Source organism: Neptuniibacter sp. SY11_33 (assembly GCF_047778025.1).
Classification (GTDB): Bacteria; Pseudomonadota; Gammaproteobacteria; order Pseudomonadales; family Balneatricaceae; genus Neptuniibacter.
Window position 1 is genome coordinate 1,758,613 of the sequence record NZ_CP180543.1, and the last position, 12,670, is coordinate 1,771,282.

At 43.5% G+C, this 12,670-nt stretch carries 13 protein-coding genes; 11 read left to right on the forward strand and 2 right to left on the reverse strand.

All coding sequences use genetic code 11. From position 1 onward, the window contains the following. Positions 1-3 precede the first annotated feature (3 nt). The gene (locus ACMXYV_RS08235; protein ID WP_415891292.1) at positions 4-834 is read right to left on the reverse strand and encodes a CZB domain-containing protein; all 831 of its coding nucleotides are present in this window, start codon (positions 832-834) and stop codon (positions 4-6) included. 196 nt (positions 835-1,030) lie between these two features. Between ACMXYV_RS08235 and ACMXYV_RS08240 the strand changes: the two genes are divergently transcribed. The 6 genes from ACMXYV_RS08240 (at position 1,031) to ACMXYV_RS08265 (ending at position 8,270) form a co-directional block, all read left to right on the forward strand. After that, positions 1,031-3,709, forward strand: a complete 2,679-nt coding sequence (locus ACMXYV_RS08240; RefSeq protein ID WP_415891293.1) for a DNA translocase FtsK 4TM domain-containing protein — start codon at positions 1,031-1,033, stop codon at positions 3,707-3,709. Between the two features lie 20 nt (positions 3,710-3,729). Continuing rightward, the gene (gene lolA, locus ACMXYV_RS08245) at positions 3,730-4,386 is read left to right on the forward strand and encodes an outer membrane lipoprotein chaperone LolA (protein WP_415891294.1); all 657 of its coding nucleotides are present in this window, start codon (positions 3,730-3,732) and stop codon (positions 4,384-4,386) included. Between the two features lie 49 nt (positions 4,387-4,435). After that, positions 4,436-5,731: a replication-associated recombination protein A gene (locus tag ACMXYV_RS08250; RefSeq protein WP_415891432.1), complete on the forward strand. Its 1,296-nt coding sequence runs from the start codon at positions 4,436-4,438 to the stop codon at positions 5,729-5,731. 21 nt (positions 5,732-5,752) lie between these two features. Next, positions 5,753-6,124 (forward strand): fluoride efflux transporter CrcB, encoded by a 372-nt coding sequence (gene crcB, locus ACMXYV_RS08255; protein ID WP_415884872.1) that lies wholly within the window; start codon positions 5,753-5,755, stop codon positions 6,122-6,124. 28 nt (positions 6,125-6,152) lie between these two features. Further along, positions 6,153-7,427: a serine--tRNA ligase gene (serS, locus tag ACMXYV_RS08260; RefSeq protein ID WP_415884483.1), complete on the forward strand. Its 1,275-nt coding sequence runs from the start codon at positions 6,153-6,155 to the stop codon at positions 7,425-7,427. Between the two features lie 162 nt (positions 7,428-7,589). Further along, complete coding sequence (locus ACMXYV_RS08265; RefSeq protein ID WP_415891295.1) at positions 7,590-8,270, forward strand: DUF4189 domain-containing protein; 681 nt, start codon at positions 7,590-7,592, stop codon at positions 8,268-8,270. Positions 8,271-8,349: 79 nt separating this feature from the next. On the opposite strand, the gene ACMXYV_RS08270 is transcribed toward ACMXYV_RS08265, so the two are convergent. Next, positions 8,350-9,318 carry an integron integrase gene (locus ACMXYV_RS08270; RefSeq protein ID WP_415891296.1) on the reverse strand — a complete coding sequence of 323 codons (969 nt, stop codon included), beginning with the start codon at positions 9,316-9,318 and terminating at the stop codon, positions 8,350-8,352. 338 nt (positions 9,319-9,656) lie between these two features. Here ACMXYV_RS08270 and ACMXYV_RS08275 point away from each other — a divergent pair, with 338 nt between their 5' ends. The 5 genes from ACMXYV_RS08275 to ACMXYV_RS08295 all read left to right on the forward strand — a co-directional run bounded on the left by ACMXYV_RS08275 (position 9,657) and on the right by ACMXYV_RS08295 (position 12,515). After that, entirely contained in the window at positions 9,657-10,514 is an 858-nt protein-coding gene (locus tag ACMXYV_RS08275; RefSeq protein ID WP_415891297.1) for a DUF2806 domain-containing protein, read from the forward strand. Positions 10,515-10,595: 81 nt separating this feature from the next. Then, positions 10,596-11,084: a hypothetical protein gene (locus ACMXYV_RS08280; protein ID WP_415891298.1), complete on the forward strand. Its 489-nt coding sequence runs from the start codon at positions 10,596-10,598 to the stop codon at positions 11,082-11,084. A 100-nt stretch (positions 11,085-11,184) separates the two neighbouring features. Then, on the forward strand, positions 11,185-11,610 hold the full coding sequence (locus tag ACMXYV_RS08285; protein WP_415891299.1) for a hypothetical protein: 426 nt from the start codon (positions 11,185-11,187) through the stop codon (positions 11,608-11,610). A gap of 82 nt (positions 11,611-11,692) precedes the next feature. Next, entirely contained in the window at positions 11,693-11,926 is a 234-nt protein-coding gene (locus tag ACMXYV_RS08290) for a hypothetical protein (protein ID WP_415891300.1), read from the forward strand. A gap of 88 nt (positions 11,927-12,014) precedes the next feature. Next, positions 12,015-12,515 (forward strand): hypothetical protein, encoded by a 501-nt coding sequence (locus ACMXYV_RS08295; protein ID WP_415891301.1) that lies wholly within the window; start codon positions 12,015-12,017, stop codon positions 12,513-12,515. Positions 12,516-12,670 lie beyond the last annotated feature (155 nt).

Consider the following 12,670-nt stretch of genomic DNA (forward strand, 5'->3'; position numbering starts at 1 on the left):
ATATCAACCCGCCATGCTGAGTTTTGCACTGGCGTGTTCATAGAATTGTTCTAATGACAGCATCATAAAGCTTTCACCAGAAGGGTCTCTTACATAACCTTCAATTGGTGTGCTTTGATCAATCGTTTTTAGATTATCCATGGCCACCGGAGAGTAATCGATAATATCACCGATATTGTCCAATACCATAGAGAACCATGGTGTACGGCCATCTTTAGTCAGATGCAAAACAATTGGGTGGATGCTGTTTTTAAGGTAATCCTGAATATGCTCGAGAGTACGTAGGAGCTTTTTCAGAGAGGTTTGGCGCTCAATACGCAGCATTTCAACCGCTTCTTCTTGATTACCAGCAGATGTCATATCTAAAAGCTTATCGCCTAAAGAGTGAATGTCTTTATGAGGCTGTTCGATTTTGTCGAGCAGGGCTCTCAAACCATCATCTTCGGTTTTATAACTGTAAAACCATTGGCCAAATGCGCATGCATGAGGATCTCTAGCTTTAGTAAAAGGTTCACCAGAACGAATCGAGTGTTCAAGTGCATCCATCCAGTCAATATGAGCTTGCTGGTAGACTTTGATTTCAGCGATAAGCTCTAAAATCGTGTCTCTTTCTTTGCTATGGGCAAGTGACGTTGCGCATTCAAATACTTGCACTAAAGTGTTGCGGAAATCTAAATAACCGATAAATCCATCAACGTGCTCAGTGGAATACTTTATTTCACCGAAGCTATCTGAAAACGAAAGAATGTTGCTGACATCGATACCATACATACTTGAACCAATCGGGAAGGTTAAAGCGCGGCGGTTATCTGTATGTAAATTGGTCAGAGACATAGTGTGCATCCATTGAAATAATTCAGATACAAAAGCTTAGTATAAATTCAGTGCAGATATATTACAGATAAGAGTAAAGAAAACCTGCATCTCGTAACTATGAATTATAAACCAATGCGCTTCAACCGTTAGTCGCGGATTAAATTATGTTATTGTAGTCATTGGTTTTTTAATACAGATCTATGGAGCTTCACCCTTGAGCGCGACCGACAACGGACAACGTTTAAGTTTTCCCGAATTACTTGTAAGAATCAGCCGTGAATCGAGTTTAATCGTTGTTGTTACGGTCAGCCTGTTTTTAATCGTGGCTTTGCTAGGATTTAATCCAAAGGATTCTGGATGGTCTCACCTTGGCTATCAGCCAGAGATTAGCAATTTGGCGGGTCCAGTAGGGGCTTGGATTGCTGATCTTCTGATTTCAGGTCTAGGGTTAGCTGCGTTTTTTATACCGCTTCTAATTTTGTATCAAACCGGTCGTTTTCTATTTAGAAAGCATAGCGGTGCTTTGGATGTTATTCCTTTCTTTATGTTGCGATTAACAGGCGCCTTGCTGTTTTTAACAGCTTTCAGTGCGTTGAGTGCAACTCACATCTCTAATACTGGTTTGGACTATCCATTTACTGCGGGCGGTATTTTAGGTGAGGCGGTTTCTGACTTAGCAGTATCTTTGTTAAGTGTGTTAGGCAGCTCTTTAGTACTCTTTGCTCTACTTTTGTTTGGATTAACTCTACTGTTAGAGATGGGCTGGGGTAAAGTGCTTGAGCGAGTAGGCCAGAAAGTTGTTAAGTCGACAGAATCTGTCTTACCGCAACACCAAGAAGTAAGAGAAGCTTCTCTAGATTTGTCAGATGAGGAGCTTTCTAAAGCCGAAGCGACTTTGCAAAGAGACTACATAAAGGATCAGTTCGAAGAACAAGCGCCTCCAGTAGTTAATGACCGTATTGAACCGAGTTTCTCTGACAGTGCTAAGCCGGCAACGATTGAAGATAAATTTGCCTCTAGATTTAGCTCTACAGGTGTAACTGATACTGCTGAAAATAAGGAACCAGTAGTTGAGGAAGTGCCTTTGGTAAGACCACAGCGTGCTCGCCAAGAAACTAAGGTTGAACAACCGATCGAAGAACAGATTGATATTGAAACCGGCGAAATTCTTACAGCGTCTGAACCAGTGCAAGCGGAACCTGTACATCAAGCTGTGGAAGAGCCAGAAGTTGTGCGTCCTGTTTCAACACCTGCTCCAGTTGTAACACCATCAGTAGCTGCGGAAGACCCTAAACCACAGGTTAAAATCGTACCTCTATCTGAAACGCATAAACCAATGCAAGATAAGGAGCTTGGTTTAGACGAAGCCGGTGCGCCGAAACGTAAACCTGCACGCAAGATTCCACCGTTAGAACTGTTAGACCCGCCAGAACTGAATACTGATACAGGTTACTCACCCGATGAGTTAGAGCAGATGTCTCGCTTGCTTGAGAGTAAGCTAAAAGACTTTAATGTTATTGCAGAGGTCGTAGAGGTAAATCCAGGCCCTGTAATCACTCGATTTGAGATTCAGCCAGCACCGGGCGTTAAAGCCAGCAAGATTACTAACCTAGCTAAAGATCTTGCACGCTCAATGGCGGTTACTAGCGTGCGCGTGGTAGAGGTTATTGCAGGTAAGTCTGTTGTTGGTATCGAAATACCAAATGAATCCCGTCTAACCGTACATTTGAGTGAAGTGCTGAGTTCTAAACCGTACCTTTCAGCTGGTTCTAAAGTGACCATTGGTTTAGGCAATGATATTGCGGGTAATCCTGTGGTAGCAAACCTTGCCAAAATGCCTCACTTGCTGGTGGCGGGTACAACCGGTTCGGGTAAGTCGGTAGGTGTAAACGCCATGCTTCTTTCGTTGCTATTTAAAGCAACACCAGAAGAGGTTCGCCTAATCCTGGTTGATCCGAAGATGTTGGAGCTTTCAATCTATGAAGGTATTCCACATCTATTAACGCCAGTGATCACCGACATGAAAGATGCTGCATCGGGTTTGCGTTGGTGTGTAGGTGAGATGGAGCGACGTTACCGTCTTATGGCTAAGATGGGTGTACGTAACCTAGCAGGCTTCAACGACAAAATTGAAGAAGCCCGTAAGAAAGGTGAACCTCTCTTAGATCCACTTTGGAATGCAGAGGAGCATGGCGAGCCATTCGGTACGCCAGCACCTGAGCTTGAACCACTACCTTACATAGTTGTTGTGATTGACGAATTCGCCGACATGATGATGATCGTAGGTAAAAAAGTAGAAGAGCTGATTGCACGTATCGCCCAAAAGGCACGTGCTGCAGGTATTCACTTGATCCTTGCAACACAACGTCCTTCGGTTGATGTTATTACCGGTCTAATTAAGGCGAATATTCCAACGCGTATAGCCTTCCAGGTATCTTCAAGAATCGATTCCAGAACAATCTTGGATCAGTCTGGCGCAGAGCACCTGTTAGGTTGGGGTGACATGCTTTATCTACCAGCAGGTACAAGTTTGCCAAATCGTGTGCACGGTGCATTTGTAAGCGATGATGAAGTGCATCGTGTGGTAGAGGCGTGGAAGAAACTAGGTCAGCCAGATTATATTACTGAAATTACGGAAGGTGATGCCGTTTCAGACGGCGGAGGTTCAGGTTCACTGTTCGATGATGAACAAGACCCGCTATATGACGAAGCGGTCGCATTTGTATTGGAAACCCGCAAAGCCTCAATTTCTAGCGTGCAGCGTAAATTGAAAATTGGTTATAACCGCGCAGCAAGAATGGTTGAGGCGATGGAAGCGGCAGGTGTCGTAAGTACAGCGGGCAGTAATGGGCAACGTGAAGTATTAGCCCCATCTCCGAACGGTGAGATGTAATATCACCTTAAAGGTTTAGTATGAGATTAACGAGCTACATTAAGAAAATTGCTATTCATACCGCATCAGCCTGCCTTATCGCAGGGAGTAGTGTTGCAATGGCCGCAACCGATGGTGCCAATAAACTGAATGAGCTACTACAAGGTTACGACAGCTTTTCAGCCAAGTTTGAGCAAGTTACCTTGGCTGAGAATGGCCGTGAAGCACAGAAAACAGAGGGTAGTCTTCTTTTAGCGAAGCCGAATCGTTTTCGTTGGGAAACTCAGCAACCATTCCCACAAGAGATTGTTTCTGACGGCGAATATATCTGGATCTATGATCCTGATTTAGAACAAGTGACGCAAAGAGCCGCAGATACTCAACAAGATAGCGCACCCGCTTTGATTTTAAATGGCCAAATTGGTGAGCTGCAGAAAACTTACGCAGTTCGTTTAGTCGAAGATACCGGAAGTGAGCAGATATTTGATCTTAAACCGAAATCCGATCAATACAGTTTCAGTCGTATTCGTTTAGCGTTTGCTGGCAATGTGATCTCTGAACTGATGCTAGAAGACTCTCTGGGCCAGCGCACATCTGTTGTATTTGCAGAGCAGACACTGAACCCAGAATTGACCAATCAAAGCTTTTATTTCCGTGTTCCAGAAGGAACAGACGTTATTGTAGATATTGAGGAATAGAGTGGATCTATTTTCCCAAGCGCCTGCATACGAGCCATTAGCGGCTCGTATGCGTCCAAGAACACTGACCGAATATATTGGTCAGTCCCACTTATTAGGGCCAGACAAACCACTGCGTACTACATTAGAACAGGGCGTTGCTCATTCTATGGTGTTCTGGGGGCCGCCAGGTGTAGGGAAAACAACGCTCGCAAAATTGATTGCTCACCATGTTGATGCGCACTTTATTACGCTTTCTGCTGTTTTATCGGGCGTAAAAGATATTCGCATCGCGGTAGAGCAAGCAAAGCAGCATTCGATGCAAAGTGGCCGGAAAACGATCCTCTTTGTGGATGAGGTTCACCGCTTTAACAAATCCCAGCAGGATGCCTTTCTACCTTATGTAGAGGACGGCACCATCATCTTTGTGGGCGCAACCACAGAAAACCCATCTTTTGAGTTGAACAACGCCTTACTTTCGCGTGCGAGGGTGTACACCTTAAAGTCCCTCCAAGAAAGCGAGATTCTAGAGGTTCTTCACCGCGCAATTCACGACAGCGAAAAAGGGCTGGGTAGCAGAAACTTCCAGATTACCGACGATATGTTAGCGCGTTTAGCGCAAGCTGCGGACGGTGATGCCAGACGTTCCCTAAACCTGTTAGAGATTGCAACGGATCTAGCCGAAATACAGGCGGATGGAACTGAACTGATTAATGAAGAGGTTCTTGCTGAAGTATTGCGTTCTACGGGTCGTCGTTACGATAAACAGGGCGATATCTTTTACGATCAAATTTCTGCATTTCATAAATCAGTAAGAGGCTCATCCCCAGATGGGGCTTTGTATTGGTATTGCCGGATGCTGGATGGTGGTTGTGACCCTTTATATATAGCAAGGCGGCTGGTGGCGATTGCCTCCGAAGATATTGGAAATGCTGATCCACGCGCTATGCAAGTTGCCTTGTCAGCATGGGATGCATTTGATCGAGTAGGACCGGCAGAAGGTGAAAGGGCAATAGCACAAGCCGCTATCTACTGTGCTTCTGCGCCAAAGAGTAATGCAGTTTATCAGGCTTTCAATCAATGCATGGCAGACGTTAAGGCACAGCAAGACTATGAAGTGCCGGTTCATCTTCGAAATGCACCAACCAGCTTGATGAAAGAGATGGGCTACGGTGATGAATACCGCTACGCGCATAATGAACCCGGTTCCTATGCGGCTGGAGAATCTTATTTACCGCCAGAAATTGCAGATCAGCAGTGGTATCATCCTCAAGAAAGAGGCTTGGAGCTGAAAATTGGTGAGAAATTACGTCGCCTTAAACAGCTCGATCAACAAAGCCCGCTCAAACGCTATTCAGACGAATAACCGCAGGGAAAGGATTAAGGGATGTTAAATCTCATCGCAATTGCCATAGGTGGTGCAACGGGGGCATTAGGTCGCTATTGGGTAAGTAGTTTGCTGAATAATGCTGAGCATCGAATTCCTTACGGCACGCTAACTTGTAACGTGGTTGGCTCCTTTTTAATGGGCGTGTTATTTGTTCTAATTCTAGAAAAATCCAAACTCAGTCCAGAGATGCGACCGCTATTAATGGTTGGTTTCATGGGCGCATTCACAACTTTTTCTACTTTTTCGTTAGAAACTGTCGCAATGCTGCAGCAAGGGCATATGATGTCGGCTGCGATTTATATATTATTAAGCGTTCTACTGTGTTTGGTTGCCATGTATGGCGGCCTTTGGTTTACACGCTTGTTTTAATCTTTATACATAGGTGTTTTAAAAGCTCATGCTCGACGCAAAAATTGTCCGTGCTAACCCGGAAGAAGTAGCACAGCTGCTGAAGAAAAAAGGTTTTGAATTCCCGGTTGATCAGTTTGTTGAGCTGGAAAACCAGCGTAAACAGCTTCAGGTTGAAACTGAGAACCTACAGAGCGAGCGAAACACACGATCGAAAGGCATTGGTAAAGCAAAAGCTGCTGGTGAAGATATCCAGCCATTGCTAGCAGAAGTTGCTGATCTCGGTAACAAGCTAGATGCAGCTAAAGATGAGCTGAATAACCTTCAGGACAACTTGGAAGAGCTACTTTCTGGCGTACCAAACATCCCAAGTGATGAAGTACCAGAAGGTGCCGACGAAGAAGATAACGTAGAAGTACGCCGTTGGGGTACACCGCGTGAATTCGACTTCGAACCACAAGATCACGTTGCGCTTGGTGAAAAGAGTGGTGAGCTAGATTTTGAAACGGCTGCTAAACTGACCGGTTCTCGTTTCTCTGTAATGACTGGTAAATTGGCGCGTCTACACCGTGCGCTTATCCAGTTCATGCTTGATACACAGATTGAAGAGCACGGTTACACAGAAACTTACGTACCGTACATGGTTAACGAAGACAGCCTTCGTGGTACCGGTCAGCTACCTAAGTTTGGAGAAGATCTGTTTAAAGTACCGTTCGGTGATCGTCAGTACTACCTGATCCCAACGGCAGAAGTACCAGTAACAAACATCGTTCGTGACGAAATCGTTGATGCCGCTCAGCTGCCAATGAAGTACACAGCGCACACGCCTTGTTTCCGTTCTGAAGCAGGTTCATCTGGTCGTGATACACGCGGTATGATCCGTCAGCACCAGTTTGAAAAAGTTGAGATGGTACAGATCGTTGAGCCATCAAAGTCTTGGGATGCGCTAGAAGACATGATCCGTCATGCTGAAGCCATCCTACAGAAACTAAACCTACCATACCGTGTAGTAACACTATGTGGTGGCGATCTAGGCTTTAGCTCTGCTAAAACATACGATATCGAAGTGTGGTTACCAGGTCAGGATAAGTACCGTGAGATCTCCTCTGTATCTAACATGACAGACTTCCAAGCACGTCGCCTAAAAGCACGTTGGAGAAACCCAGAAACAGGTAAGCCTGAACTTCTACATACGCTAAATGGCTCTGGTCTAGCGGTAGGTCGTACACTGCTAGCCGTTATGGAAAACTACCAAACTGCAGACGGTAAGATCCAAATTCCAGAAGCCCTACAATCATACATGGGTGGGAAAACTGAGATCTAATCTCAGATTGGTTAAGAAAAACACGCTTTTCACAGCGTGTTTTTTTTGGTCTGCATTATGAAAATACGACTCAGGGCTGATCGCCTTGTAGATTAACATGAGCATAGGCTTTGAAGCTTTATGCCTAGTGAGAACTAATTGATAGATTAAGGACAAGTCTCAATGAAAAAGTCACTTATCGCGATGATCGCAGTGCCATTGTTATCAACCTCTGCAATGGCTGATGGTAAATTCGGTGCCTTGGCAGTAGACAGAAATAATGGATTCTATTTTGGTTGGTCCCATGACTATAGTTCACAATCTCAAGCGAACAATCGAGCATTAAGTGAATGTAATAGTCGTGGTGGTAGTTGCTCGGTTGTCTTGGAGTTGTCTGGTGTTAATCGATGCGGTGCTTATCGCACGATTAGTGGAGACGTAGGCACTGCTTATGGTTGGGGGAAGGCAGATAACAAGCAAAACGCAAACAATATCGCGTTGAGTGAGTGTCTGAAACGTTCTGGTGGTGAATACTGTGGCAACCATGTTTGGACCTGTAACGCTGTTACAGCCAAAAAGGTAGTGAAAGAAAAGCGTTTTAATATGGAGCGTTTAAAGCGCCTTATTACGCATCATTACGATCACGAAGGAATGTGGGCTGGTGAGTTTAAGATTGCCTATATCGAAAAAGTACGTCTTGAAGGGCAGGGTGAGAGTTTTAAAGCCCATGTTCGTTATAAATATGAACCATTACCGCTAAATGATAGAAAAGCCGGTTTCGACCAAAGGGTCTTTCATGTTGAAAGAATGGGAAGTACTTTCAACATTATAAAAATGGATGACTATATGTCTGCTTCGTTTTGATGTTGGGGTGGATCGAGCGTAAAGCAATTATTAAACACGCCTTCGGGCGTTTTTTTTGTATCAGGGTCTGATTGTCAATTTACTCAAAATTAAGCCGTTCTAATGGGCTATTGGTGCCAGCGTAATGCAGGCCCAACACATGGGTATAAATCTGAGTTGTTTTAACGTCGTTGTGGCCGAGCAGCTCTTGGACCGTACGAATGTCTCTGCCTTCTTGTAATAAGTGCGTTGCAAAAGAATGTCTGAATGTATGGCAAGTAATCCTTTTGTCCGTAATACCTGATTCTATTACTGCTTGTCGTAACGCTTTGCCTATTACGGTGTCATGCAAGTGATGACGGCATTGATCTTTAGAGTCTGGATAGCAGCAGATGCTGGTGGAAGGAAACAGGTACATCCACTTATGTTGCCTAAAGCCATTCGGATACTTTTTATTAAGCCCATATGGCATAGAAGGGCCAATACCACGTTCATTGTCTTGTTGCTGAATACTCTTGGCTGTATCAATGAGCTTTTTAAGTTCAGGCTTTACCGATGGGCTTAGTAAGGTTTTTCTATCTTTGTTACCTTTCCCATCTCGAACGGTTAATGCATTTTGCTCTAAATCCACATCCTGAATTCTTAACCTTAAGCATTCGTTTAATCTCAGGCCGCTGCCATAAAGGAGCTTAAAAACAGTCTGATTTCGCCCTGACGTACATGAAATGATTTTTTGAACTTCAGTGGGCGTTAAAACGGTAGGTAAGTGACGCTGTTTAGTTGCATAACGGAAATTAAGATCGCCCAACGGGCGATTAAGGATTTTGTGATAAAGAAAAACCAAAGCGTTTAATGCTACTTTTTGGGTATTAATGGCCACTGATCGGTTTTCCGCCATACTTGATAGATAGCTCTTTACCTCTTCTGCGCCCATGGCCTCAGGATGTTTCTTCTTATGGAAATAAATAAATTGCTTAATCCAGTAGATGTAAGTTTTCTCGGTACGAATGCTGTAACCACGTAACCGAATTTCCTTGCGTACTTTATTAAGAAAAGGGCTCTGAGCCATACCAATTACCTCCATGTAATATATGTATAAATATACAGTATATTTGTGGGTTGGCAAATTAAGTGACCGAATTAGTGAATTATCTAGATGCGTCTTGCTTGTTTTGCTACCAAGATTAAGTTAAAAAAGTAAATAAATCAGACAGATGGAAGTCTAGCTGGGGTAGATACACGGACCCCCGTATATCAATTGATATAGCGCATGCGCGGTTTGTCACGGAAGAATCTGTAGCACTTCAGAATTAATCCTTCCTTTTCAAATCCTTACATCTGTTATTAAACAACTACGGTTAGGGTAGATATACGGACCCCCGTATATACAAATGTTAGGTGTAAACAATGTCAGATGACAATTCCACATCATTAGTAAATCTTGGCGAGATTTCTAAGCCTGCTAACACTTTAATTGAAAAGGTTTCTTCTGCACTTGGCGGCGTATTTGAACCATGGCAGATCAAGCGTGTTGCAAAGGCAGAAGCTGAGGCCAGCTTGATTAAGGCAGAATCAGAGATAGAAATTACTGACTTGCATCGCAGAGCAATGCACCGTTTTGTTGAAGAGGAAGCTAACCGGCAAGAGAACATGGAGGAAATAACTAAGAAATCTATTCCTCATCTTGACGAACAATCCGACCCTTCTAATATGGAAGATGACTGGGTCACAAATTTCTTCGATAAGTCTAGAATTGTTTCGGATGATGAAATGCAAACTATATGGGCTAATGTTCTTGCTGGTGAGGCAAATACACCAGGCTCATTTTCCAGACGCACAGTGAATCTACTTGGTGACCTCGATAAAAAAGATGCAGAACTGTTCCAGACTTTATGTAGGTTTGGGTGGGCTTTTGGGAACTTCACCCCTCTGATCTTTGATAGCCAAGCTGCCATCTATAACGATCTAGGGATCAACTTTAGCACATTGTCTCATTTAGATAGCCTAGGACTGATTCAGTTTAATTCAATATCAGGTTTTAGCCGACAAGGATTGCCAAAGAATTTCGCGGTAGCTTATTGCGGTCAACTTTTACCGTTGGAAATGGAAAATGACCAAGACAATAAATTGTCCATAGGCAAAGTATTACTTTCGCAATCAGGGCAAGAGCTAGCGCAAGTTGTTCAAGCTCCCGAATTGGATGGTTTCTATGATTACGTAAAAGAACAATGGAAAGCGCATGTTCCAAGTGAAGAAAACACCTAACAAGCGCATGTTGCTGGACTGGTTTTCCGCTGCGCTCCAAACCAGCCACAAATGCGGGCGTTATAAATCAAGGGGCACAATGTGAGCGGGAAGCTAATTTCGGCAATTTGTTTCAAACTTTTTGCCATCTATTTCATAGTGATGGCAGTGGTTTCAATCCCATCAATTTGGGGGCTTTACGCTACTTTTCCTGATTTAGATAAAACACCTACATTACCTGCTATTGTTACTGCTATTACCCTTATAGTGGCCTGGCTCATGACTCGTAAACTCTGGAGCTTGAGCAATTCAGTTATAGAGCAATTCCCAGATACAGATTCGCCGAAGCCAGATCTTGAAGAAGTGCTGCTTAGCGTTTTAGGTGTCTTCTTTATCGTCTCTGCTATTTCACAATTACCCACTTCATTTATAGGAATATGGAGTGGAACTTATGTATCAGTCCAAGATGTTGCTATCTATGTAACATATTTAATAGGCCCTAGCGTAGAGTTAATAGCTGGAATATTGTTAGCTTTCAGGGCCAGCGGAATTAGTTATTTTTTGACAAAATTACGTCGGGCTGGGGTTTGATTTATAACAAGAGTGGTCACATCCGCCAGCAAAGCTGGCTAGGACAGCCGCTGCGCGCCTGCCCGTGCCACAAGCGTTATAACTCAATAAGGATATGAACATGCACTTTGCCAAATTCGCTTCTGTTGCCTTGGTATCTCTTTACCTTGCAGGTTGCACAGGTGCCAATACCAAAGGTATTTCCGCAACCTTTATTCACGATGGAGCTATTAGGTACAAAGAAGTTCAGGCTGATACTCATAACTTTGAAATACATATGTATGAAAACAAAGTTGGGGCACTGGATGCATTTGGAATAAACACTACAACTCCAGAAGAAAGAGAATGGGTGGCTAAGGATACATTTTCTTTTATACCAACTTTTCCACCCAAAGGTGGTGTGTACCCAGTCTGTAAAAGCCCTATAAAGGTTGTATCTGAAAAATCGTATCAAGTTACAGGTCACTACAAAGAGTACCTAAATAGAAAATGGTGGGTACTTTACGTCCAATGTGACGAAGTGAACCCGAATCATTTGAAAGGTTAAAGTTATAACAAGCAAAGGCATCCGACGCATACTGCGCGGTTGCTTTAGGCGTTAAGTATCAAGCCAAAGGGAAAGTATAAACATGGAAGATCTTCCTTCTGACATGGAAGCAAAAGTCATACGTTTTATCTGCGGTGCCGTATTTGGTTTTCTGTCATCTTTAATAACCTTTAATTTACTTTTTACTATCCGACTGGATAGCCCTGACATTGTTTGGTTATTAGTTGGAATAGCTACGTTTTTATCAGGGCTTTGGGCTATGAAATATGGCGATTATTTTTGGAAGAATATCGTCAATCGTTGGTGGTTTTGGTGAAAGCCATTACCAAAGCTCAATACTTAACAAGAAAAGGCATCCGACGCATACTGCGCGGCTGCTTTAGGCGTTAAGTTTCAGGAGAGATATGCTAACAAAATCAGGACAAATATCGACGGCGAAAAGATATCGATTAGTAGAGCAGTGCTTTGGCAGCGCGTTAGAGTCGCATGGATTCACAACCGACAACTCAAAGACGGCTGTATTTTGGAGAAAAACCGAGGGTAATATTTATCACTATGTAGTTGCGTGGAGAGCAAAGCGAAGCCCCAAATACGATATTTTAGCATTTGCTCACTCTCCGCTTTTGGATGAAGAGTTTTCTGAAAAACACCCTGATAACATTGGGTGTCCTATGCATGGTCATGTGCATAGCAAGCGTGGTGTTGGATTTCGTAGTGAAAAATTATTTTGTCGAACCGAGGAAGGATTTCTCCGAGACTTCGAAAAAAGAGGGAGAGCTATGCTCTCTGAACATGCAGTGCCTTTCTTAGACAAAATACAAACGCTTAATGATTTGGCGCCACTTATCACTGCTGTTGGCGCCAAAGAAAAACTTAACAAGGCGTTGCAGCCGATAAACGGCTGAACGCGTCGTTATGTGTAATCAACCATGAAGATATTCATTTTTACATTTGTCTGCATAGGTCTTTATATTGGTATGGTTTGGTTGACGACTAAGAATCAAGAGAACCCAAAAGAAGCCATTAGGACTGTGGTTCAAGGCAGTTTAATTAGTGTATG

What these genes read in the sequence shown, in the direction of transcription:
- ACMXYV_RS08285 (WP_415891299.1), top strand. Translation starts at nt 11,185, where the DNA reads ATGCACTTTGCCAAATTCGCTTCTGTTGCCTTGGTATCTCTTTACCTT.
- ACMXYV_RS08270 (WP_415891296.1), bottom strand. Translation starts at nt 9,318, where the DNA reads ATGGCTCAGAGCCCTTTTCTTAATAAAGTACGCAAGGAAATTCGGTTA.
- ACMXYV_RS08265 (WP_415891295.1), top strand. Translation starts at nt 7,590, where the DNA reads ATGAAAAAGTCACTTATCGCGATGATCGCAGTGCCATTGTTATCAACC.
- lolA (WP_415891294.1), top strand. Translation starts at nt 3,730, where the DNA reads ATGAGATTAACGAGCTACATTAAGAAAATTGCTATTCATACCGCATCA.
- ACMXYV_RS08250 (WP_415891432.1), top strand. Translation starts at nt 4,436, where the DNA reads ATGCGTCCAAGAACACTGACCGAATATATTGGTCAGTCCCACTTATTA.
- crcB (WP_415884872.1), top strand. Translation starts at nt 5,753, where the DNA reads ATGTTAAATCTCATCGCAATTGCCATAGGTGGTGCAACGGGGGCATTA.
- serS (WP_415884483.1), top strand. Translation starts at nt 6,153, where the DNA reads ATGCTCGACGCAAAAATTGTCCGTGCTAACCCGGAAGAAGTAGCACAG.
- ACMXYV_RS08295 (WP_415891301.1), top strand. Translation starts at nt 12,015, where the DNA reads ATGCTAACAAAATCAGGACAAATATCGACGGCGAAAAGATATCGATTA.
- ACMXYV_RS08290 (WP_415891300.1), top strand. Translation starts at nt 11,693, where the DNA reads ATGGAAGATCTTCCTTCTGACATGGAAGCAAAAGTCATACGTTTTATC.
- ACMXYV_RS08275 (WP_415891297.1), top strand. Translation starts at nt 9,657, where the DNA reads ATGTCAGATGACAATTCCACATCATTAGTAAATCTTGGCGAGATTTCT.
- ACMXYV_RS08235 (WP_415891292.1), bottom strand. Translation starts at nt 834, where the DNA reads ATGTCTCTGACCAATTTACATACAGATAACCGCCGCGCTTTAACCTTC.